Here is a 22,268-nt window from a genome sequence, read left to right on the forward strand (position 1 = left end):
GCTTTATATGGTATCTAAGTGCAAATAATTCAAGTAGAACATTCACACTCATCAGAACTCAAATTAAAGGGCAAGAAGCGCTGCGCCAATTGCCCTTTGATCTGTCTAGTTTATTACTAACCTAGCAAACGCGTGAAAAAGAGCTTAATTCGACCAATAAAACGGCCAAAGAAGCTAGCCTCGTCAACATTAGCAGCGGCTACCAGTGGTAACTCTGCTACTACTTCATCTTCCATGCGGATAGTTAACTTACCAAGTTGAGCACCGGCAGCAATGGGCGCTTCTGGATAATCGTTAGTCGACATTTCAACTTGAAGCTCGCCTTTACTGCCGCGCGGTAGCGTTAGATACAGATCATTTTCAAGAGTCAGATTAACGCTGTCTTGCATACCTAACCACACGGCTTGGGTTTGCAGGGTATCACCCGCGCTATAAAGCTTATGAGTTTCGAAATAACGGAAACCATAACCAAATAATTTTTGTGTTTCACGGGCACGAGATTCTTCGCTACGAGTTCCCATCACCACAGCAATTAGGCGAGTTTCTTCGCGCTTCGCTGAAGCGGTTAAACAATAACCGGCTTCTTCGGTATGACCTGTTTTTAAACCATCAACACTAGGGTCACGCCATAACAATTTATTGCGATTGGGCTGACGAATATCGTTGTACTCATAATATTTCTCTGCGTACAGCTCATAGTAAGTCGGATGATCATTAATAATATGCAGAGCCAACGTTGCCATATCGCGAGCCGTTGAATGGTGTCCTTCGGCAGGCCAGCCAGTGGCGTTTAAAAACTGCGTATTGGTCATACCGAAGGTTTTAGCATACTGATTCATCCAACCTGCGAAGGCATCTTCAGAGCCTGCGAGGTATTCCGCGACGGCAATTGAAGCATCATTCCCTGACTGCACTATAATGCCACGCAACAGATCCATCAGCGCAACATCAGTACCTTCACGCACCCACATCTTCGATCCGCCTTTCTTCCATGCGTTAACACTGATAGGCACTTGGGTGTTTTCCTGCACTTTACCCTCGACCAACTCGTGCACAGCGATATAACTGGTCATCATTTTGGTCATACTGGCAGGAGGCAATTTCTGATCAGCATTGTGTTCAACAATGATTCGACCGCTATCAGCATCCATCAAAATGTATGCTGACGCATCAAGAACAGGTGGTTTGGGAATAATTACCGCTGCGGTAGCGGAAGAAGAAAAAACAACAAAGAGGCAAAGCTGTAAAAAACGCATCATATTCCTGAACGCCGGATGGGAAATTCGGGGCAGCATTGTAACATGCTAACCAATTTTTGCAGTGATAACTGCGACTAGATAAAAACTAAGTGACTAGCGGCTCTCTGCGGCCACTTAAATTTCTAAAATATACTGACAAGCAAATACTGCAGAATATCCCTAAACGAATAGCACAGGCTGTCAGCACAGGCTGTCAGCACAGCCTGTGCTATGCAATTACTGACGAATCAAAGCCGTATCGCGTGGCGGGTGCAATGTCAGGAATGGTGCACCGCCAGATAGAACTTCATGACTATGGCGTAAACGATAGCTACGATCTATTCGACGAGTACATAAAGTTAAACGCACCGCTAACCAACGATAATCTGACTTATCCGCGGTATGAATAACCACAGATGCATCGCTATCAATCATCGCCTGACAAGCACCGTTCATATTTTCCGCAATATCACGCGACCGACTCGCTAAATCTTCGTTAGGAATGTCGTAGCGTGCGATTGGCTCACTATCTTCTTTAGCATCGGCCCAAGCAGCTGCCACACTCGCGGCGCTGGCAATTATTGTAACTTCAGATTTTGCTGCAACTTGAGGGACAACCACTGGCGCAGTCTTCACCGGTGAAGATTTCGATTTAGTGTTAAGTAATTCATCTTCGATATCATCGACTACAACTTTAGACGACGCACTGGCGGCTTTCGCTTTAGTCGCTTGCTGGGCCAAACGCTGCTCTTTCAATTTTTGTTCGTTGGCTGCACGGCGTTCTCGCTCTAACTGCTGCTGACGTTGTTGCTCAGCCAATTCTTTACGTGCTTTTTCTTCTGCAGCTTTTTGTTCTTCACGTTTCTTGCGTTCGTAATCGGCCTGTAGACGTTGTTTCTCTCTCTCTGCCGCCTCAGCCAATTGACGCTGATGCTCTAATTCCGCTTTGGTAGGAGCCGATACCGCCGCAACAGCAGCAGGCATTGCCATACCACTAGCAATAGCATCGTCAATTACACGCTGTGCTTCTTCCAAGCCAGGTGTCAAAGATGCTACGGGCCAAACTTTATCCAAATATCCCTGAGCTTTATCGAACTGGCCACCGGCAATCGCACGATTAGCCAACTCAACGTAAGATTCACCCCAGCGATACGTTAGCGGCACAACGCGAAAATCGAACGGTGCGTCGCCACGGAAGGCCTCAATTTTTTCTAACGCATTATTACCGACAGGCGCACTTAAACGCTGGGCAGCAATATCTTGATCAATCTCATTTAAGAGTGAATCGAGTTGCTCTGGGGATGCAGCATTTACCTGCAAACCTATGAAGAACGTAGTAACGAATAGCGCAATTTTATTCATGTGGGAATTAACTTTGTTATCATTGTGATGGCTAGGCATTGACGGGTAAGATGAAGACATTCAGCCCCCGATGTCAAGTTCCATATTAATTATCCGGAGTTCTCTTTGATGTTATTGCGACTTGGTTCCCTTCTTTTTGCCTTACCAGCGCTTATTTTGCTAGTGCTTTACGGGCTAGAAATGTCAGCAGTATCAGATTGCACTCAACTCGGCGGTATCTACAACTTCGATACCGCGGAATGCGGTACTGAAGCTATTGCACAAACAAGTTATTACATGCGCCATAGCGGTCTGGTCAACGGCATGATGTTGCTTTCAGTTGGCGGCGCCTTAGCAATGTCGATCGGCATGCTGATCAAAGGCATGGCACAACAAGCCAAATCATAATAACGAATTATTATCCGCAGCACTTTTTCCATTTGCTGCCGCTCCCACAAGGGCATGGGTCATTCCTGCCCAGTTTCATTGGCTTGAACGACGCATTGCCATCGACGTAATACCACTGACCATCAAGGCGTTTGAATATCGAACGCTCGTCGAGTTCGCACCACTCGCCATCTTCACAAAAACGAGCATTAAAACTGACAACAGCGTCATCCCCCAGCTCTTCACTACTCTGAATCGTTAAACCGAACCATTGTGTTTTACCGTCCATCGGTAGGGATGGCGGCCGTGTATCCGCGTGCCAAGTACGTAAAAGATAGGCCGCATCTTGCTTAACAAAGGCACTATAACGGGAGCGCATTAAGGCCTCAGCGGAGGGAGCAACGCCCTCATGGCAAGGCTGACAGCAGTTCGCGTAGGCGAGTCCACTTTGGCACGGGCAAGGCTGCTCGATGCTGGTAACTGTCATTGCATATTCTCGCGCGCTAAGTTCATCAGTTTGCCAATCGCTGACGATAAGGTGTCGCTGCGCTCTGGATTACGAAACGCCAACAGTATCCGCTCACGCATGCTTGGTAAGGTCATTAGGTCTGCAATCAGGGTAATAAAAGAATCTTGGCCGAAAGCCGCCAAGTGTTCGAGATATATTTGTAAGCGCTCTTCGCTGAGATCTAACCAGCAACGACTGCCTATAGCACTCAACACTTCGATTGATCGCGCTTCAGGATGAGCCAGAATAGCACCTAGGAGGAGTTGTCGTTGCGGCACACTAGAGCTACCCGATAATCCTCGCGCAAAGGCGGCCAAGTCAGCAGCACTGGCGCTACCAGCAACAACCTGAGCCAGTGCATCGCTAATTGCTAGGGTCAAATTGAGGCCCGGTGTCGCATTCTCCAGAAAGCCAAGTAGCACATTACGAGGGACTGCTGCCATTTTCGTCATGGCTTGGCATAGCAATACATCGTTATTGTCTTCATCAATCCGTGCAACGACTTCTGCTAAGCCTTGCAAACCCAACTGCTGCCAGTTCTCCCAGCCATTATCACCGGATAAATAAGCACGGGCGGTAGCGTAATATTGGGTTGCCGGCTGATCTAACGTGCGCAAGGCCAAAGCATGAAAATACGCCATACGATTACCATCTGGTTTATAGCTGCAGGGCGCATCACCATGCTGCTTGGTTGGCGCTTGGACGACTCGTAACCAATGTTCTAGAAACGCATCACGCGGCCCAGGCAAAAGGACGTTCCGTTCATCAAGAGGGAGCTTTAAAAACCAAATATTGTGTTGCCCCGGCTTATCTGGATTCCAGCTAAAAATACCCAACCATGCGTGTTTCAAATATGGTGCCGGATAAGGCTTCGCCAGCTCTTCAATGGCGTCAAAATCCGTTGTTGAGATTTCCCCAATACGACGTCCCAAATCAAACACACGCATTTGCGCGCCGCTGCGTTGCACTAATTGACTGATGGTCATATTGCTTCTCCAACAAACACACTAAAAAACCGAAGCTTAACAGTTTGCGCAGAGTGATTCAGTCCTATAACGAATTCGGCTATCATCCAAGGCGTTCAAACCGCAATCGGAGACAGCCATGTCGACTCAGCACAGTTTGCTCGCCAGTTATCTGCTCAAACTTGAGACTGCTCTCCAACAACACGAGTTATGGTCGACCAATTCGCCTTCTAAACAGCAATTGGCTAGCCTACAACCCTTTTGCCTTGATACCCTGACGATTGAACAGTGGCTACAATTTGTTTTGATTCCACGGTTCTCTAAATTGGTCGCAAGCGGCGCTGAGCTGCCCGTTATCCCCGCTGATAATGGTATGGCAGGCATGGCTGACATTGCTTTCAACCAACGTAACATTCGCGCGAATGAAGTTGTGGACCTCATTCGCTCCATTGATTTTTTATTGGAGACACCATGGCCTTAATTTTTGCTGTACTCGCTAGCGTATTACTTGGCGCAGGTATCACCGCCTACTTTTTGATCTCACGCTGGAAGCAAATTATTGCTGATGCCAAGCATGATTTAACCGAAATGGCCGAACAGTACAAAGCCACCCAAGAAGAAAATCGCGAATTAAAACAAAAGGTTGCCGATTTACAATATCAGTTCAATAGCGTGCAAAAAGATTTAAACTTCGCGCGTGAACAAGCTAAAAACGACGACGTTTGAGCCATAGCATAAACAACACAGCTAAAACGAAGCCGCCCAGCACCAGCATCACGACGCTGGCGTGGCTAAAATGCAGCGCAGCTCGCTCACCGAGCCAATAGATAGGCAGTAAGTAAGCGGCAGCCCACGCCGGAGAAGAAAGTGTATTGGCGAGCAAAAAAGACGATGTCGGCATGGCACTGGCTCCAGCGACGGCAGGGACAAGCGGACGCAAAGGGCCAATAAAACGCCCAAACGCAATACTCCAAACTCCATACCGCGTGAAAAACTCATGACTATGCGCCAACCAATCAGGATGTTTTTGAAAAAAGCGCCAATGATGCAATCGTCCTTGGGCACAACGACCTAACCAAAAACTGGTGCTATCGCCCAAAAATGCACCCATTGTTCCAACCACCCACCACGTCCACGGAGAGATACCTAGCTCCGGCGCTAGCACCGTTAGCCCAATCAGAATTGCGATGCCTGGCACCAGCAATCCCACGACAGCCAGCGACTCAGCAAAAGTCGTCAATAACAATAGAAATAACAACCCTCCGGCACTAGTGGTCATATCCCCCAGAATAAGATTTAACTCAGTTAAATACGGTTCAAGCATGGCAGGCATCGTTTATTCCCTGTATCCTCAAAAAATCCTGACCACTAATAATCAAGAAAAATCGAATGAAGTCAGCTAATCAATCTCCCGATCTGGATACGTCACGGATCAGCGTTAGCGCCCACTATACGGGCTATATCTGGTACAAGCATGGACTTTCAGCTGCAGGATTTGCAACTGGAACTGGACGCTTTGCCAATGCCGCACTTACTCCCATTAACGCGTTCCTGCGCTTAGTTGCCGGTGCGGACATCGATATATTTTTACTGCAGCGCCACTCGGTCATCGACCATCAAGTTCGTGAACTTATCGAGCAACACGGTATTGAACAAATTGTCGAGTTAGCTTCCGGCCTGTCGCCTCGAGGCTATCGCATCAAGCAGCAATATCCGCATATTCGTTATATTGAAGGTGATCTGCCTGGAATGGCAGCTCGTAAGCGTGAATTACTAGGCCGTGTTGGTTTAGCCGCTGGCCACGACGTGGTTGAATGCAATATATTGCAAGAAGACGGCCCAACATCTATTGCGGCTGTGCTTGCGGGACTTGACACCAGTAAACCAACGTTAATCATTACCGAAGGCCTCGTTAACTACTTTGACTTACCGGTGATCCGCTCCGTATGGGCGCGCATGGCCCAAGGATTAAAACAGTTTCCACAAGGTTATTACATCACAGATTTGTACCCAGACTTCGCCGATCACCCATCGTACCGTTACGTTAAAATGGCGCAAAAGCTGGTTGGTTTATTCACTCGTGGACAATGGCCATTGCACTACTCTAACGACGGCGCTATTCGCAAGGGCTTTAGTGAAGACGGGTTCGAACAAGTCGACGTACTTGATCCCGCCTCATTTTATGGACTATTAAACTTGCCTGAAGTGAAAATCAAAACTCTGGTTCGTATCATACGTTGCAAAGTATCGAGCGAATAAGCGAAGCAACACATACAAAGAAGGCCTGCTAAGCAGGCCTTCTTTGTCGGTTCTATTCACTAAATGCGGCCAGTTGCAAACTGGTGCGTTTCTGCTTTTTCAGCCGCCCCATTAAGCGCCGCTCTAATGCTTCACCCGTTTCGTTCGGTTGACGGGTCACCGCAGCCGCTCCCAAAGATAGCTCCGCAAATGGTCGCCAAGTCTGATCTTCTAATTTACGCTTAATGCGTTCCATCAATACGATGGCACCTTCTTCGGCACAATTCGGTAATACCAGAACAAACAAATCGTCGTTCAAGCGAAACATTTCATCTTCGGCACGTACCTGCTGCTGAGTGGTTGTCACAAATCGTGGTAAAAATTGCAGCACTGAGCGATTACCGTGTAAGTCAGCTAACTGGCTATATTCCTCCAACACGAGACCGATCAAGCTAACATTTTGCCGAGCGCTCTCACCACGCGCAATTTCGCGCTCCAATACATGATGGAAATGACTGCGATTATAAGCCCCCGAAATTTGATCAGTAAGCGCTAAGCGCATCAGCGACCAGCCTTTCAATTGCGTGAGATAGGCATAACACCATGCAGAACCAACCAGCAACGAGTAGTTTGTGCCACTGCGAATTGCGTTTAGAGTACCTTCATCAACCCAGACCAGTACCGTCATTACTAATGCAACCGCAACGTTAAACCAAGTACCGTGATTGATCGGCAAACAAAAATAGCTGAATAATGGCAATGCATATAAATAATGAGTCATCAGTACCGGATAATCTGGCAACTGATACAAACCAAGCCCTGCCAACAAACTGATCAGTGGGTAATTAATCCAGGCGTAGACGTCCCGATCACGATTGATATAGATGAAAATCGCACTAAAGAACAGGGCCGGTATGCATATAGAATTCGACAGAACTAACGGATACAAGCCCTGACGATATTGATCATAAATAAGGATCGAAATCGCAACCGCCGCTAGCGAATAAACTAACACCTGCAATCGCGGCAGCAACTGTTCTTGCGATAGTTCACTGAACATTCGACAGCACCTCTTGTATTCGTTTGAACATGCTAGGAATGTCATCCTCGGGCCGATAGACATCTTGTACGACTTTCACCTGGGTTAAGCCTTCAAAGCGATCACTGCCTGCCAAATCATCCAGTAAATCTTCTTGCAAACGCTCAGCATCGTCACTCGAGCTATGCGGCATCAGAATAATGAAGTTATCCGAATTCAAACGATAGCAAGTGTCGTATTTCCGCAGGCAACGCTTTAATTTTTTGCCAAAGAAGCTTAAACGCTGTTCGTAATCTTCGGCTTTTAATGTATGCCAGCGCGGCGGAATGGCGACCCCAACCAAAATCAATTCACTACTTTGGCGATCAGCGCGTGTCATTTCTTTATTCAAATCCAACTTTAGCTGATATTCGTTGTACACCTGAGTCACTGGGTCTGTATTAATAATTTCAATCAAACCGCGATTGTTACGTTCATTCAACATGGCGTACATCACCGCAAAGAGATAGCAGGCGCCATAGGTAAACAAAATTTGTAACCGCAAGAAGCTATCGTATTCTTGTACGATCAGTAGTAACAAAGCAGTGCTGTATACCAAGGCTACATAAGTAGCGACATGAAATGGGAATAAAAAGTAAATATACCCCGGCACAAAGTAGATCCAATGAGTGGCTTGATCGCTTTGCTGCATCCCGAATAAAGTGAATAGACATAACAAAAACACCAAAGCCCACTCAGGGTAGGGTGACGCACGTTTATGACCACGCATCAGCAGATACACTGCGTAAAGCAAGAGCAATACTGAAAAGCCAGCGGCGACCGCGGCATACACGTTGGTCGACTCGATCAAATCCAGTACAGCAATAACGCTCAAACCGAGCGCCGCAAATAAGCAGTACAGAACCTTAACCTGCAGAACGACTAAGGTATGAAATTGTGCTTTTTCCATAAATCAGGGAATCCAGAGCATTTCAGCGGTCATTCAATACGACCATCGCTTAACAGTGTAGTAGTTCGTGTATACTAGCGCACTTTATGACAGACCGACGCTTCAGGTATTCACACAATGAACGTTCTCGATTACATGCAAACACTGGGTAACCAAGCACGCGTAGCTTCACGAGCCATCGCCCGTGCGAGTACCCAAGATAAAAATGCCGCCCTAGTGGCCATTGCCACCGCCATCAGCGAACACCGTGATGCGCTAAAAGCAGCCAATGCATTAGATATGACGCGAGGCCAAGAAAACGGCCTAGATCCAGCTTTGCTCGACCGTCTCGAACTCACTGACGGCCGCATCGACGGCATGTTAGAAGGCCTACAACAAGTGGCCACATTAGCCGATCCGGTGGGTGAAATTACCGACCTTAAATATCGCCCAAGCGGCATTCAAGTCGGCAAGATGCGGGTGCCTTTAGGCGTTATCGGCATTATCTATGAAAGTCGCCCAAACGTGACGATTGAAGCGGCCAGTCTATGTTTAAAATCAGGTAACGCTGCAATTTTGCGTGGAGGCTCTGAAGCCATTGAGTCAAACCAAGCATTAGCGGCCTGTATCCGTACAGGCCTAGCTGCAGCAGGTTTACCCGCCGAGACAGTACAAGTGGTCGAAACCACTGACCGTGAAGCCGTTGGCGCACTCATTACTATGCCTGAGTTTGTCGATGTGATCGTACCACGCGGCGGCAAAGGCCTAATCGAGCGTATTAGTCGTGATGCTAAAGTTGCCGTTATTAAGCACCTCGACGGTATTTGCCATGTCTACATTGACGAATTCGCCGATAAAACCAAGGCGATTAACATCGCGATCAATTCCAAGACGCATCGCTATGGCACCTGCAACACCATGGAAACCTTATTGGTTCATGCCTCGCGTGCAGCAGACATACTGCCCGAGCTAGCGGAAGCTTACGCTAATATCGGCGTTGAACTACGCGGTTGCGAACGTACCCGCGAACTGTTAGTCGATATCAACGAGGCCACAGCGGAAGATTGGGATACCGAATATCTAGCGCCAATTTTGTCGATTCGTATCGTCGATACGCTTGATGACGCTATTGAGCACATCAATCGCCACGGTTCGCACCATACCGACAGCATCATCAGTGAGAACTACACCTTATCGCGTCGTTTTATCAATGAAGTGGATTCTAGTTCAGTGATGATTAATGCCTCAACGCGCTTCGCCGATGGCTTTGAATACGGTTTAGGTGCTGAAATCGGCATTTCGACGGATAAAATTCACGCCCGCGGCCCTGTTGGCCTTGAAGGTTTAACGTCGCAAAAATACGTAGTGCTGGGTAACGGTGAAATCCGTCAGTAACCCTAAGTCTCTAGCGATACTGGGCGGGACATTCGATCCCGTTCATATCGGACATCTGCGTATTGCCTTGCAGTTACGCCAACTCGGTTTTGCGGCCGTATGGCTTATGCCCAATTCCACGCCGCCGCATCGACCACAGCCGCAAGCGACAGCGGAACAGCGTTTGGCAATGCTGACACTAGCCACTCAGGAGCTCGACGGCATTGATGTCTGTGATATTGAACTGCAACGAGAATCTCCTAGTTACAGCGCCGAAACACTCACTCTGCTACGTCAACGTTATGCCGATTGTGCCATTACGTGGGTGATGGGAACGGATGCATGGAATGGCTTCGATCAGTGGCAAAAACCAGAGGTAGTACTGGAATGCGCAAATGTATTGGTCATTAGCCGCCCAGGAGACGAAATAAAAACCACGGGTTGGCAACATCAGCAAGCAGTGGTTCGACGGGCTGAGAGCCGCGATTTACTTGACTCTCACCACGGTTCGATTGCCTTTCAGGCGTGGCCAGAACTCGATATATCCGCATCCGACTTGCGTCGGGCTATCAAGCAGGGCGACAATGTCACCTTTCTAACGCCGGACGCGGTATTGGAATACATAAATCAACATAAACTCTATCGATAGAAATGCATGCAAATTGAGCAAATAAAATCGTTGGTGATCGAAGCGCTGGAAGACATGAAAGCGCAAAATATCACCGTGCTGGACGTCCGCGGACGCACCTCAGTCACTGATTGGATGGTCATCGCCAATGGTACGTCCAACCGTCACGTTGGGGCTGTTGCCTCGAATGTAGAAGAAAAAGCTAAGCATGCGGGTTTACGCCCAAATGGTATGGAAGGCCGCGCCGCGGCAGATTGGGTTCTTATCGACCTAATTGATGTGGTTGTTCATGTTATGACAGAGCAAGCACGCCACTTCTACGATTTGGAACGCCTTTGGGGCGAACCAAAAGCTGAAGCAGGAAAGCGCGACGCATGAAGCTACGTCTGCTCGCGGTCGGCACTAAAATGCCGGCCTGGGTAGAACAAGGCTATGCAGAATACGCTAAACGCCTACCGGCTGACTGTGCATTGGAATTAGTTGAGATTGCTCCTGGCCATCGCGCTAAAAACACCAGTAAAGAAAAAGCCATGCAGCAAGAAGCTGAAGCACTCATCAAGGCCATTCGCCCATCGGATCATGTGGTTGCGCTCGCTGTTGAAGGGAAACCTTGGACAACGCCCCAACTCGCGTCCGAATTGGAAAACTGGCGCATGCAAGGCGGTGATGTTGCTTTGTTGATTGGCGGCCCAGACGGCATGACCGATGAGATCATGCGCTTAGCAAAACAGCGCTGGTCACTCTCAAATCTTACCCTGCCGCATCCCTTGGTGCGGGTTCTGCTTGCCGAACAATTGTATCGAGCATGGACCATATTGCAGGGTCATCCTTACCATAAGTGAGGTTCGGATATGTGGGAGCACTCGTTCAGGGATAAGACAGCAGAACGACGTCTGTTCCGCGCGCGCGCCATCACTTTAGGTCTGTTTATCTTTATCATGCTGTGCGGCTTAGCTTGGCGCATGTCGTACCTGCAGATCGAACTGCACGAAAAATACAAAAACCTTTCAGAAAACAATCGCGTTCAATTACGGCCTCTCGCACCGAATCGAGGTCTTATCTACGATCGTAATGGCGTGTTGTTAGCAGAAAACATCCCATCGTACAGCCTCACCCTTGTTGCCGAACGCGTAAAGGATCTGGATAAAACCTTAATATTCCTAAACGATCTGATTGAAATATCCGAACGCGACCGCGAACAATTCGATAAGCGGCTAAAATTTCGTCGTCGCCCTTTTGAACCTGTCGTCTTGCGCTATCGCCTTAGCGAAGAAGAAATTGCCAAGGTACTGGTGAATCGTTTTTATCTACCGGGCGTCGATGTAGAAGCACAACTCGTACGTCACTATCCCAATGGCAATGCCTTTGCCCACGTACTTGGATACGTCGGACGTATCAACGAAAAGGACCAAGCTCTACTCGATACAGATACCGAAGTTAAGCGCCGCTACAGTGCCACTCAGTACATTGGTAAAACTGGTATTGAACGCCGCTATGAAGAAGATCTGCATGGCGAAGTGGGCTATCAAAAAGTCGAAACCAATGCACGCGGACGAATCCTGAGTGTCATCGAGCAGCAAGATCCGATCCCGGGTAAAGATCTAACACTGCATCTAGATGCCCGTTTGCAAAAGCTGGCGGAAAACGAAATGACTGGACGGCGAGGAGCCGTTGTTGCTATCGAGGTCGCCACTGGAGGCATCGTCGCGCTTTATAGCAATCCTGCCTTCGACCCCAATTCCTTCGTCACTGGTATCTCTCACAAAGATTACTCTGATTTGCGCGATGATCCTGATCAGCCACTATTTGATCGAGCAACCCGAGGACAATATCCACCGGCCTCGACGCTCAAACCTTTTATTGGTTTAGCCGCACTAAATGCCGGAACAACCAATTGGACGAATAGTATTCGCGACCAAGGTTGGTACAAGCTCGATAACGATGAACGTTTATATCGCGACTGGAAAAGAGGTGGCCATGGTCGAGTCGATCTTGAAAGGGCCGTAGTGGAATCATGTGATACCTACTTCTATGACGTGGCAGTGCGTACTGGAATCGACGGGATCACACCCTTTCTTGCTCAATTTGGTTTTGGTCGCGATATGACTCTAGACGTTATCTCTGCCCTCCCCGGATTGCTGCCAGATCGAGACTGGAAGAAAGCGCATAGACGCGGTTCTTGGTATGCCGGCGATACAGTTAACCTAGGCATTGGTCAAGGCTTTATGTTAACCACACCTCTGCAACTAGCGACTGCCACAGCGGTTCTCGCAAACCGTGGTAAGTGGCAAATACCACGACTAATTTATGCGCATAACGAAGTCGAAGACGTTATTGAACACGGTGATATTCCCGACATTCAATTACGCAGCCCTGACAACTGGAATCGCATGTTCAATGCCATGGCTAATGTCGTTTCAGGACAGCACGGTACGGCACGACGCTTGCTCAGCAATATGCAATTTCCGATGGCAGCAAAGACAGGCACAGCACAGGTGGTTGGAATTAAGCAGGATGAAGAATACGATTCCGACGCTTTACGCGAACGTTTGCGCGACCACGCTCTGTTCATTGCCTTTGCACCGGTAGACAATCCGCAAATTGCTATTGCGGTGATCGTTGAGAATGGCGAATCCGCAGGTAAAACTGCAGGGCCAGTTGCACAAATTATTATTAACGAATATCTGGGAGGCGCGGAGGGTTAATGGCAAGTGTTGATTTTAGCCGCACGGTATCAACCCCTGCGCATCACCATACCTTCGATAGAAGTGGTGTTTTTTACAAACGCCTACACATTGATCTGTTTCTATTTTTACTCATCATAGCTCTATGTGCCGTCGGCTTACTGATACTTTACAGCGGCAGTGGTCAGGATATGGAAATGGTTAAACGCCAAGCCTTGCATTTTAGTATTGGTATCGGCTTGATGTTATTTACGGCGCAAATACCACCAAGAGTCTACCAATTATTGGCACCTTGGGCCTACGTTGCCGGCGTATTAGCATTAATCGGCGTACTCGTCATGGGCGTAGGAGCAAAAGGCGCACAACGTTGGTTAGAGCTGCCGGGGTTACCCCGCTTTCAGCCATCAGAACTGGTTAAGTTAGCACTGCCACTTACTGTTGCTTGGTTTATGGCTAAGCGCCCTGTTCCGCCGCGATTTATCGATTTGTTCTCGGCCTTAATCATTGTCATAGTGCCAACGGTTCTGATTTTACGGCAGCCCGATTTAGGTACTTCGATTTTAATCAGTGCCTCAGGCCTATTGGTACTATTTTTTGCCGGCATGTCGTGGAGGTTGATCATTAGCATGATCACGTTGGTAGCTGCCAGTGCACCTGCAATGTGGTTTTTTGTGATGCATGATTACCAAAAACAGCGTGTACTCACCTTTCTCAATCCAGAGAGCGATCCTCTTGGCACCGGTTGGAATATCATTCAATCAAAAACGGCCATTGGCTCAGGTGGCATTCATGGTAAGGGCTATTTACTCGGAACTCAGTCACAATTAGAGTTTTTGCCTGAAAGCCACACCGATTTTATTATTGCCGTACTCGCAGAGGAATTAGGCCTAATTGGTGTCATGCTGTTACTGGTGCTCTATTTCCTAATCATTATGCGTTGCCTATATTTATCCACCCAGTGTGAAACCCTTTTTGGGCGTTTGCTGTCTGGTAGTATAGCCGTGACATTTTTTATTTACGTTTTCGTAAATATCGGCATGGTGAGCGGTATTTTACCAATCGTGGGTGTACCTCTACCGTTAGTTAGTTACGGCGGTACCTCGGTGGTAAGCTTATTGCTCGCGTTTGGTCTCATTATGTCGATGTATACTCATCGCCAAGATTAATAGGATGTATTTTATGCGGATTCACCGAATTGCCCTTACATTGTCGCTGTTAGGTTTGGCTAGCGCTGCAACCGCTGGTTATGACACTCATCCTCGTTTTGCCGAGTTTGCAGCCGAGTTGCAAAGTGAATATAAAATCCCTGAAGCCGAAACACGTGCTTGGCTACAAAATGCAGAAAAAATGCAGTCAGTTCTCGATGCAATTCAGCGCCCTGCAGAAAAGGTTTTAGAGTGGGATAAATACCAAGATATTTTCCTAACAAAAAAACGTATTGAATCCGGCAAGGTATTTATGGAAACCCATAAAGTCTTGCTAGAAAAAGCCGAAAAAGAATACGGTGTTCCAAAAGAAATTATTACCGCCATTATCGGTGTTGAAACATTTTACGGCACACGACAAGGCACTTATCGCGTGCTCGACTCGCTATCTACATTAGCCTTCGATTACCCAGATCGCCCGCTATTTTGGCGTGAACTAAAAGCCTTTTTTGCACTCTCTGAAAAAGAAAAGCTCGATCCCGCAGTGATCAAAGGTTCCTATGCTGGCGCCATGGGCTACGGACAATTCATTCCTACCAGCTATTTAGAATATGCCGTCGATGGCGACAATGATGGTAAACGTGATTTATGGGCTAACCCCGCGGATGCCATCTTTAGCGTTGCTAACTACTTTAATCGTCATGGCTGGATAACCGGAGACCCCGTAGCACAACGTGTAAAAGTAACTGGCGATGCGTACGAGCCAATTGTGAACGCTACACGTAAACCAGAAATGACCGCCGGCAGCATCAAAGCTCTAGGTGTGACGCCATCGATGAAAATTGCCGATGACAAACCCGCTACCTTAGTATATTTATTAGGTAAAGAAGGCCCAGAATACTGGCTAGGTGAATTCAACTTTTACGTTATTACTCGTTACAACCATAGCCGCATGTACGCAATGGCCGTTTATCAATTGAGTGAGAACTTTAAGTGATACGACTGCTCGTACTCTTGTGCGCCATGAGTTATTTGAGCGGTTGTGCGACATCGCGCTATCAGCATAAGGATGATTTTACACCTCAGCCGATTACTGATATCGAAGCCCTAAAAGAACCCACGCCAGTTGCAGAACCGCGCAGCACAATGGGCAACCCCGCTAAGTACAAAGTGCGTGGCAAAGAATACAGCGTGATGAAGGATGCCACTGATTACCACGATAGCGGTACAGCTTCGTGGTATGGCATGAAGTTTCACGGACATCAAACCTCAAATGGCGAGATTTTTGATGTCTATAAATTTTCTGCCGCCCATAAAACTTTACCGCTTCCCTGTTATGTAAAAGTAACCCGAGAAGATAATGGTAAATCAGTTGTTGTGCGCGTTAACGACCGAGGTCCTTTTCATGAGGATCGTATTATCGACTTATCTTATGCCGCCGCCGTTAAACTCGGTATGCACAAACAAGGGACAGTCAAGGTACGTATTGACGTCATTCAAGCACCGCTAAGTGGTAGCGTGCGCTGGATACAAGTTAGTGCATTAAGCGATGCCAATGCCGCTGAAAAGCAACGTCAGGAATTAGAAAATCTAGTCGATAAACGCTGGCCAGTTACCATTACCTCAAGAGAAAGTGGTAATCGCATGATACATCGCGTACGTATTGGTCCAATTGCCGAAGGAGCCGATTTAGACGCGGTATTGGATACGTTAAAAACGGCTAATATCCAACAACCCTTGTTATTGGCCCGCCATCAACTGTAAAGATACTGCTCAATAGAAAAAGGGCCTAAGTCAAAACGACTGGCCCAAATGTCTAGCATTCAAAGATACCTTTATTTAGCTTAAGCTATGGACGATTACTCACCCGTACCATGCTTAGAAATATCGTTTTTAATGGCCAAGTAAAAGCCAACAAAAAATAAACACGTTAAACCCACAATTGCTAATCCAGCAAATACGACCTCATCCATAAACATAGTCATCACCTCATTTTGAACATCGACGACGTTGCTCGTCTTTATGCTCATACTTTAGCAATTCAAACTATGCTTCTATTGATCTATATCAAACCCTACCTGTGCAAAGAATAGCCACCCCTAGCACACTTGATGCAAATCAATTTTTATAACAATAGCGACGTAACCTTATCGTAAGCAAAGGCGGAAATATGCGCTAATACAGGACATCAATAAAATCCTATGCCCAATATCTATGCAAATCAGGCACTGACAACTTGGCCGCGATAAATACGCTGAGACTTCTGGGTGCGCTCGACATCATCGAGCAAACGCTGACTACCGCGATACACACGTACCGATGGTATGTGTTCTGGTGGCTCTTGGGTGGGTAAAAAGGACTCGACTAAGCGCAATAGCTCAATACTCACGCCACTACGCACTAATTCACGCAAATCGTACTCAAGTGAGACAGAATCGAAATGAATTTCACAGCCTTGTTCATCTTTCGCTAGACGCTTAATTTGTCGTAACAACGCAATACTATGGCGATTGAATTCCACAAGCAGCCTCCAAAAAAAAATTCTATTGGTGGCTTTGCAAGCCTCATACCAGAGACTGAAGTTCCACCTGTAGATATTCCGATTTACCTCGAATGGCCACTTCCGCAAGCCCGGCAAAACGTTCTGCAACGGCCTGCCAACTTGCGTCTTCAGCCTGCGCGCGAGCATCGATTCCCGCTAAGGTTAAATCCATCGCCAACGCATCAAAAACCGCTTGAATAAATCCGGCTTCATCATTTTCTTCGGCTAAAAATCCATCAATTCCTGGGCGAACATGGGTAGCCGCTGCCGCCATATTGTAGGCAACCACCGGTAGTGCACTCGCCATCGCTTCTAGGGTTACTAAGCCAAAGGTTTCGGTCATGCTGGGAAATACAAAGAGATCAGCAGAAGCATAATATTCAGCCAGCTCTCTTCCGGTTTTCACACCCGAAAAAATAACTTCCGGATATTTTAACTGCATCTCCTTACGCATAGGGCCATCGCCCACCATAACTAAGCGGATATCAGGAAATTGCTGGCTCGCCTGCTGCCACGCTTTAATTGCGAGCGGAATATTCTTTTCCGCAGCGATACGACCAACGTATAAAAGCACTCGTTCGTCTGCTGTGACGCCCCAAGAATTACGTAATGCAAGATTGCGATATTCAGGATGAAAATGCTGGCAATCAACCCCATGAGGGAGTAATTCGACGTTATTAAAGTACTGCTGTTTTAACATTGTCTGTACTTCTGTAGTAGGAACTAGAGTCATTAACGTGCGATTGTGAAAGCGCCGCAACCAAGCTAAGGTCGCATTCCGAATCCAGCTTAGGCCATAGTAGCTGCTGTATCGATGAAAATTGGTATGAAAAGCACTGAGTACGGGGAAATCCCATTTTCTGGCAAGACTTAATGCCGAATTGCCAAGAGGCCCTTCGGTTGCGATATAAACAAGGTCTGGTTGAAATGCACTCCATGCCTTTCGCAACGCTCGTGGCGCTGGCAAGCCAAGCTGCAAATCGGGGTACATCGGAATAGTAACACCGCGGCACCCTACCTCCTCATGAACTGGTGTATATTCTGATCGTGGACGAGTCCTAACGATCTGTACCAAAAAACGTTCAGGATCCAACGAAGAAATGAGATGCTGCAAAGAAATTGCAACACCATTCACATCGGGAACATACGTTTCAGTCACAACACTAATACGGATCTGAGCCATGGTGATGCCGGCACTCTGATATAAAGATATCAGTGTGCCAGTACACCTATGACAATTTTATGAATACCGCTTAGGCTTCCACTTCCGTTAGTTTCGACAAGCGATAACGTAATTGACGTGGTGTCAAACCTAAGACTTTGGCAGCCATCGTTTTATTGCCATTACACTTATCAATCGCCGCGTTAATATCGCCAAGTTCATCTTCATGAACTCGCTGATATGGGCGGGCGTACAACGTCTTAAAATTAGGAACAACCTGAGTTGCAAGGATGTTGGCAATCTGAGCTCCTAGGAAACTCGTGATGCTTAAATCCAGCAACTCAGGATGATTACCACGCAGATCCATTACCATGACCGCCAGCACCGATTGACGCAACATCAAAGGCACTAACAAACAGCGAACGGACCCTGACAGGGTGTCTAATATCGGGTCAAAACGTTCTGGACGTTCGCTATTTTCATAAATCACTAACCACTCACGCGATTCGAACTGACGGCACAGTGCATGCTGAACAGCAAAACTATAGATGCCATTCGTTACACCGGTTGAGCAGTATTGGGCTTTAAATCGACTTGGTGAATCGGGCAATGCGATAGAGATATTATTCAGTCCGGTTAATTCCGTTGCTAATGATAGCAACTGCTGAATACTTTCCTCGTCGTGATAACGACTTTCAAGGATATGAGTCAAACTCGTTAACCAATCGAAAGAATGGGTCACGGGTACTAGGTTGTGACGGTAGTCTTGGATATCGGCAATTTTTAACATAAGCAGCTCCTCCTGATCTAATTTATACATGGCAAAACCCGTACCAGCTTTTAAAGGCTTGTTACCAAGTGCCAAAATTGATCCGAATCGCCATGCAAATGCTCTAAACGAACCAATAAATTGCTTAGCAAGAAGACTAACCTACAGATAATTAAGTAATTTTTGCAGATTTGTGACAATTACAATCGGAATATCTAACCAGCGTCAGAGGCAAGACTGACACTGGATCGAAAGAAATGTGCGCCATAAGAAAGCAGCGGTGATTTTAGTAGAGCCGAGATGGTGCACTTTGTAAGAAAATTATTAAGCAACGCTAGGATCATCGTCAGGCAGGTATTCTTTTTTTAACCAGTGTGCAAAACCACGACAAGCATCCTGAGCGGTTAAAATTCCAGCTAAGCGATTTTGTCGCATGATAAGCACAGCATCTAGATCATCATCAGCCATCATATCCAACACAACATCCAAGCGAATATGCAGATCCACCTGCGGCACCGAGCGTTGACACATGTCGCCGACCGTTAATTCAGTGATATCTCGCGCTGAATGCCCTGGTTGGCGTGCTAGTTCGATATCCGCAAGGGTGAGTAAACCGACCACATCATGATGATTCAATACTGGGAGGTGATGGCATCTATGCTCTTTCATCAAGTGCAAGGCGTCATCCAAACTGATCGCCTCTTCAACATGTACAGGAAAGGCTGTCATCATTTCGGTCACGGTCGGCATATGACGCATACCAATATCTCCCAGTGCTGTTAATTAATTTAAGTTACACACCGATGCGACCAAGAACATCAACAATTTCATGCAAAATACGCGATAAAGTCGGATGCTCTTGTTCAAATTCCACTGCTTGTTGCTGAATACGGTCGCTGAGATCACCGCTATCTTTATCGCCGAGTGATTCGATATCCACTGCAATCTGCTCAAGTAAGCTTAATGTGTCCTCATCTAATGCTGGTGACTGTTGAAGTTGCTGGTGAAGTTGTTGTAACTGCTGTTTTAAGGGATTATCAGTCATGGCATTCTCCTAATTTTGTATAAACATTGACTATGAGTCTAACCCTAGCCAATAGGATTACCATAATCTGAATCAAGCAACAGGAGGATTTATTTAGTAGAGAGCTTGAAAGTAGAAAGGCATTTTACACATATCAGCCATCGTCTTGAGAGAGTGGCGATTGGCGTTATCGCCCACATAGAGCATTGGCACTGACGCTAAATGTAAATATTTCAGCTCTGGAAGAATATTACGAAACGCATGCAAGATCATGCGGTGACTGGTAGAAACCGGTACCCAAATGTGATCTGTCATAGAAAGCCCCTCAAGTAACTCAAGCAAGCGCTCACTATTTAACTGCAACGACTCTTTGGGGTTGGCATAAAACAAATGCACGACACGGTCACTACCCAATCGCTGCTTATCAATAAGATGCCAGGTTATCGGCAGTGCGTCCGTAATCAGTTCTTGAAGCTGGGGGGTATAGCCAACCAGACCTGCGGTTGCAGAATGATTGGGAAGATTTGCCAAGTAAACGCGCGAATCTGGACGTTCGGTTAATGAAGAAGGTATTCTATGACCGCCGCCCCTACGAGGTGGCTGCACTTGATTTACAGCAATCATTCTCACTCATGCTCCTTGATCACGTCAAATGACATACCGTTGAAGGTATAGTCAACGTAAAGACTATTTGCCAGAAGCCATGACCAAATAGAAACAAGTTTCAGGTAAAAGTATTAACCTCAGTTATCACCATCTAAAAAATGTGTCGTTTTTTGCCTGATTATATGGTCGAACTAAATATCTAAAACGGTCGTCAATACGACCTTGATAACATAGCCAAGAACACCAACACCTAGACCTAGAAATAAAATAAACAGTCCGAACTTTCCTGCTTTCGCACGCTTCCCAAGATCATAGATAATGAAAAACATAAGACCTATCAAACCGGTAATTCCGACAATCATAGTGATTTGTTCCACGGCGGCTGCGTTCATTGAAGATCTCTACTTATTGATAGGGTGCACTATGGTACTCAATCAGACTAGTTGGCGACAACCTTCGTTTCATTATCCATACAGGACAAAAATAACAAATCCTTAAAAAGATATTGAACTCTTTGCTCATGGCCGATTTTTATCTTCTACGGTTTAACGCTATGATACACGCCTAGCACAATCGCTCTCAGACAATAATAAAATCGAGGATTTACCGATGCGCATGATTGCAATCGCGCTGACACTGATCAGTATTGCGTTCTCCGCCAACGCTATGGAAGCTCCAAAACGTATCTTATGCATATTTGACCCTATCGGTGGGAATGGTCCCATTTTCAGCGCTATGCGTGACTATGAAACAGCCGCATTAAACTGGGGAGTAGCGTTAGAATTAAAAGCGTACACCAACGAAGCCGTTGCTTTAGCTGACTTTCAAGCAGGGTCTTGTGATGCTGTAAACGTAACAGGAACTCGCGTACGCCCATACAATTTATTTGCAGGTAGCATTGAGGCCCTAGGTGGCTTGGTCAACTACGAACAAGTGCGCGAACTCATTGGCATGCTGGCACGACCACAAGCCGCTAAATACATGGTGGATGGCAATTATGAAATTGGAGCCATCATGCCAGGTGGTTCTGTTTATGTATTCGTTCGTGATCGTGCTATCAACTCGGTTGAAGCCGCTGCCGGACGTCGCGTCGCTACGCTAGATTATGATTTAGCTTCAGTAAAAGTGGTGCAACATATTGGCGCCACTATGGTGCCAGCAACAGTTGCCACCTTCGCCCAACGTTTCAATAACGGTGATGTCGATATCGCTTATGCCCCAGCGGTTGCTTATGAACCGTTCGAAATGTACAAGGGTCTAGGAAATCAGGGGGGAATCTATCGCTTCTCGCTTGCGCAAATGAACTTCCAAATGATTTTACACCGCGATCGCTTCCCACCTAAGTTCGGACAAAGCAGTCGTGAATTCGCTTATCAGAACTTTGATAAAGCGATGGCTCATGTACACGCAGCAGAAGAAACCATTTCCGAAGATTATTGGATCGATCTCCCCGACGAACAAGAGATTGAATACATGGAGATGTTCTCCAATATTCGCAAAGAATTGGCAGTGGAAGGCGTTTACGATCAGCGCATGATGAAGTTGATGCAAAAATTACGTTGCCGAACTAATCCAGCGCATCATGAATGTGCTTCGGATTTACTGCTGTAATTCGCTCAATACAGTACAAAATGGACTAGCCGGTCAACAAGCTGGCTAAACTCCTCCTCGCACTATTGGTCCCATTTCC

At 46.8% G+C, this 22,268-nt stretch carries 28 protein-coding genes; 13 read left to right on the plus strand and 15 right to left on the minus strand.

Features of this window, described 5'->3' with window-relative positions:
- Positions 1–116: 116 nt before the first annotated feature.
- Both UXZ23_RS00640 and UXZ23_RS00645 read right to left on the minus strand, forming a co-directional pair.
- Positions 117–1,256 (minus strand): D-alanyl-D-alanine carboxypeptidase family protein, encoded by a 1,140-nt coding sequence (locus tag UXZ23_RS00640; protein ID WP_320818765.1) that lies wholly within the window; start codon positions 1,254–1,256, stop codon positions 117–119.
- A gap of 219 nt (positions 1,257–1,475) precedes the next feature.
- The gene (locus tag UXZ23_RS00645; protein WP_320818730.1) at positions 1,476–2,660 is read right to left on the minus strand and encodes a hypothetical protein; all 1,185 of its coding nucleotides are present in this window, start codon (positions 2,658–2,660) and stop codon (positions 1,476–1,478) included.
- Between the two features lie 48 nt (positions 2,661–2,708).
- Between UXZ23_RS00645 and UXZ23_RS00650 the strand changes: the two genes are divergently transcribed.
- Positions 2,709–2,987 (plus strand): hypothetical protein, encoded by a 279-nt coding sequence (locus UXZ23_RS00650; RefSeq protein WP_320818731.1) that lies wholly within the window; start codon positions 2,709–2,711, stop codon positions 2,985–2,987.
- 10 nt (positions 2,988–2,997) lie between these two features.
- Here UXZ23_RS00650 and UXZ23_RS00655 read toward each other — a convergent pair whose 3' ends face one another.
- Together UXZ23_RS00655 and UXZ23_RS00660 are read right to left on the minus strand one after the other, a co-directional pair.
- Positions 2,998–3,453 carry a YchJ family protein gene (locus tag UXZ23_RS00655; RefSeq protein ID WP_320818732.1) on the minus strand — a complete coding sequence of 152 codons (456 nt, stop codon included), beginning with the start codon at positions 3,451–3,453 and terminating at the stop codon, positions 2,998–3,000.
- Complete coding sequence (locus UXZ23_RS00660) at positions 3,450–4,460, minus strand: DUF3549 family protein (RefSeq protein ID WP_320818733.1); 1,011 nt, start codon at positions 4,458–4,460, stop codon at positions 3,450–3,452. The genes UXZ23_RS00655 and UXZ23_RS00660 overlap by 4 nt, the downstream gene beginning before the upstream one ends.
- Before the next feature lie 118 nt (positions 4,461–4,578).
- Here UXZ23_RS00660 and UXZ23_RS00665 point away from each other — a divergent pair, with 118 nt between their 5' ends.
- Entirely contained in the window at positions 4,579–4,920 is a 342-nt protein-coding gene (locus UXZ23_RS00665) for a YqcC family protein (RefSeq protein WP_320818734.1), read from the plus strand.
- Entirely contained in the window at positions 4,911–5,165 is a 255-nt protein-coding gene (locus tag UXZ23_RS00670) for a hypothetical protein (RefSeq protein WP_320818735.1), read from the plus strand. Before UXZ23_RS00665 ends, UXZ23_RS00670 begins: the two co-directional genes overlap by 10 nt.
- Here the strand turns inward: UXZ23_RS00670 and UXZ23_RS00675 are convergent.
- Entirely contained in the window at positions 5,146–5,772 is a 627-nt protein-coding gene (locus UXZ23_RS00675; RefSeq protein ID WP_320818736.1) for a DedA family protein, read from the minus strand. The genes UXZ23_RS00670 and UXZ23_RS00675 overlap by 20 nt on opposite strands.
- Before the next feature lie 56 nt (positions 5,773–5,828).
- Between UXZ23_RS00675 and UXZ23_RS00680 the strand changes: the two genes are divergently transcribed.
- Complete coding sequence (locus UXZ23_RS00680) at positions 5,829–6,698, plus strand: class I SAM-dependent methyltransferase (RefSeq protein WP_320818737.1); 870 nt, start codon at positions 5,829–5,831, stop codon at positions 6,696–6,698.
- Between the two features lie 52 nt (positions 6,699–6,750).
- Here UXZ23_RS00680 and UXZ23_RS00685 read toward each other — a convergent pair whose 3' ends face one another.
- Together UXZ23_RS00685 and UXZ23_RS00690 are read right to left on the minus strand one after the other, a co-directional pair.
- Positions 6,751–7,737 (minus strand): GGDEF domain-containing protein, encoded by a 987-nt coding sequence (locus tag UXZ23_RS00685; protein ID WP_320818738.1) that lies wholly within the window; start codon positions 7,735–7,737, stop codon positions 6,751–6,753.
- Complete coding sequence (locus tag UXZ23_RS00690) at positions 7,727–8,665, minus strand: GGDEF domain-containing protein (protein WP_320818739.1); 939 nt, start codon at positions 8,663–8,665, stop codon at positions 7,727–7,729. Before UXZ23_RS00690 ends, UXZ23_RS00685 begins: the two co-directional genes overlap by 11 nt.
- A 117-nt stretch (positions 8,666–8,782) precedes the next feature.
- Between UXZ23_RS00690 and UXZ23_RS00695 the strand changes: the two genes are divergently transcribed.
- The 8 genes from UXZ23_RS00695 to UXZ23_RS00730 are packed head-to-tail and all read left to right on the plus strand — an operon-like array spanning position 8,783 to position 16,239.
- On the plus strand, positions 8,783–10,039 hold the full coding sequence (locus UXZ23_RS00695) for a glutamate-5-semialdehyde dehydrogenase (RefSeq protein ID WP_320818740.1): 1,257 nt from the start codon (positions 8,783–8,785) through the stop codon (positions 10,037–10,039).
- Positions 10,023–10,667, plus strand: a complete 645-nt coding sequence (gene nadD, locus UXZ23_RS00700; RefSeq protein ID WP_320818741.1) for a nicotinate-nucleotide adenylyltransferase — start codon at positions 10,023–10,025, stop codon at positions 10,665–10,667. Before UXZ23_RS00695 ends, nadD begins: the two co-directional genes overlap by 17 nt.
- Positions 10,668–10,673: 6 nt before the next feature.
- Positions 10,674–11,024, plus strand: coding sequence for a ribosome silencing factor (rsfS, locus tag UXZ23_RS00705; protein ID WP_320818742.1), 351 nt, complete (start codon positions 10,674–10,676; stop codon positions 11,022–11,024).
- The gene (gene rlmH, locus UXZ23_RS00710) at positions 11,021–11,488 is read left to right on the plus strand and encodes a 23S rRNA (pseudouridine(1915)-N(3))-methyltransferase RlmH (RefSeq protein WP_015488016.1); all 468 of its coding nucleotides are present in this window, start codon (positions 11,021–11,023) and stop codon (positions 11,486–11,488) included. The genes rsfS and rlmH overlap by 4 nt, the downstream gene beginning before the upstream one ends.
- 9 nt (positions 11,489–11,497) lie before the next feature.
- Positions 11,498–13,351 (plus strand): penicillin-binding protein 2, encoded by a 1,854-nt coding sequence (mrdA, locus tag UXZ23_RS00715; RefSeq protein WP_320818743.1) that lies wholly within the window; start codon positions 11,498–11,500, stop codon positions 13,349–13,351.
- Positions 13,351–14,496, plus strand: a complete 1,146-nt coding sequence (rodA, locus tag UXZ23_RS00720) for a rod shape-determining protein RodA (RefSeq protein ID WP_320818744.1) — start codon at positions 13,351–13,353, stop codon at positions 14,494–14,496. Before mrdA ends, rodA begins: the two co-directional genes overlap by 1 nt.
- Positions 14,497–14,509: 13 nt before the next feature.
- Positions 14,510–15,472: a lytic murein transglycosylase B gene (gene mltB / locus UXZ23_RS00725; RefSeq protein ID WP_320818745.1), complete on the plus strand. Its 963-nt coding sequence runs from the start codon at positions 14,510–14,512 to the stop codon at positions 15,470–15,472.
- A gap of 26 nt (positions 15,473–15,498) precedes the next feature.
- Positions 15,499–16,239 (plus strand): septal ring lytic transglycosylase RlpA family protein, encoded by a 741-nt coding sequence (locus tag UXZ23_RS00730; RefSeq protein WP_320818746.1) that lies wholly within the window; start codon positions 15,499–15,501, stop codon positions 16,237–16,239.
- A gap of 95 nt (positions 16,240–16,334) precedes the next feature.
- On the opposite strand, the gene ccoM is transcribed toward UXZ23_RS00730, so the two are convergent.
- The 8 genes from ccoM to UXZ23_RS00770 all read right to left on the minus strand — a co-directional run bounded on the left by ccoM (position 16,335) and on the right by UXZ23_RS00770 (position 20,970).
- Entirely contained in the window at positions 16,335–16,505 is a 171-nt protein-coding gene (gene ccoM, locus UXZ23_RS00735; protein ID WP_320818747.1) for a cytochrome c oxidase subunit CcoM, read from the minus strand.
- 191 nt (positions 16,506–16,696) lie between these two features.
- A complete protein-coding gene (locus UXZ23_RS00740) occupies positions 16,697–16,996 on the minus strand; it encodes a hypothetical protein (RefSeq protein WP_320818748.1) in 300 nt (99 codons plus the stop codon).
- Positions 16,997–17,039: 43 nt separating this feature from the next.
- Positions 17,040–18,200 (minus strand): glycosyltransferase family 1 protein, encoded by a 1,161-nt coding sequence (locus UXZ23_RS00745; RefSeq protein WP_320818749.1) that lies wholly within the window; start codon positions 18,198–18,200, stop codon positions 17,040–17,042.
- Between the two features lie 70 nt (positions 18,201–18,270).
- The gene (locus UXZ23_RS00750) at positions 18,271–18,969 is read right to left on the minus strand and encodes a GAF domain-containing protein (RefSeq protein WP_320818750.1); all 699 of its coding nucleotides are present in this window, start codon (positions 18,967–18,969) and stop codon (positions 18,271–18,273) included.
- Between the two features lie 303 nt (positions 18,970–19,272).
- Positions 19,273–19,707 (minus strand): HPP family protein, encoded by a 435-nt coding sequence (locus tag UXZ23_RS00755; protein ID WP_320818751.1) that lies wholly within the window; start codon positions 19,705–19,707, stop codon positions 19,273–19,275.
- Between the two features lie 34 nt (positions 19,708–19,741).
- On the minus strand, positions 19,742–19,993 hold the full coding sequence (locus UXZ23_RS00760; protein ID WP_320818752.1) for a DUF4404 family protein: 252 nt from the start codon (positions 19,991–19,993) through the stop codon (positions 19,742–19,744).
- A 93-nt stretch (positions 19,994–20,086) separates the two neighbouring features.
- A complete protein-coding gene (locus UXZ23_RS00765; RefSeq protein WP_320818753.1) occupies positions 20,087–20,596 on the minus strand; it encodes a hypothetical protein in 510 nt (169 codons plus the stop codon).
- Positions 20,597–20,769: 173 nt separating this feature from the next.
- Positions 20,770–20,970 (minus strand): DUF2788 domain-containing protein, encoded by a 201-nt coding sequence (locus UXZ23_RS00770; RefSeq protein ID WP_320818754.1) that lies wholly within the window; start codon positions 20,968–20,970, stop codon positions 20,770–20,772.
- 217 nt (positions 20,971–21,187) lie between these two features.
- On the opposite strand from UXZ23_RS00770, the gene UXZ23_RS00775 reads away from it, so the two are divergent.
- The gene (locus UXZ23_RS00775; RefSeq protein ID WP_320818755.1) at positions 21,188–22,189 is read left to right on the plus strand and encodes a putative solute-binding protein; all 1,002 of its coding nucleotides are present in this window, start codon (positions 21,188–21,190) and stop codon (positions 22,187–22,189) included.
- Positions 22,190–22,268: the final 79 nt, after the last annotated feature.

It is taken from the genome of Thalassolituus sp. (genome assembly GCF_034111725.1).
Classification (GTDB): Bacteria; Pseudomonadota; Gammaproteobacteria; order Pseudomonadales; family Oceanobacteraceae; genus Thalassolituus.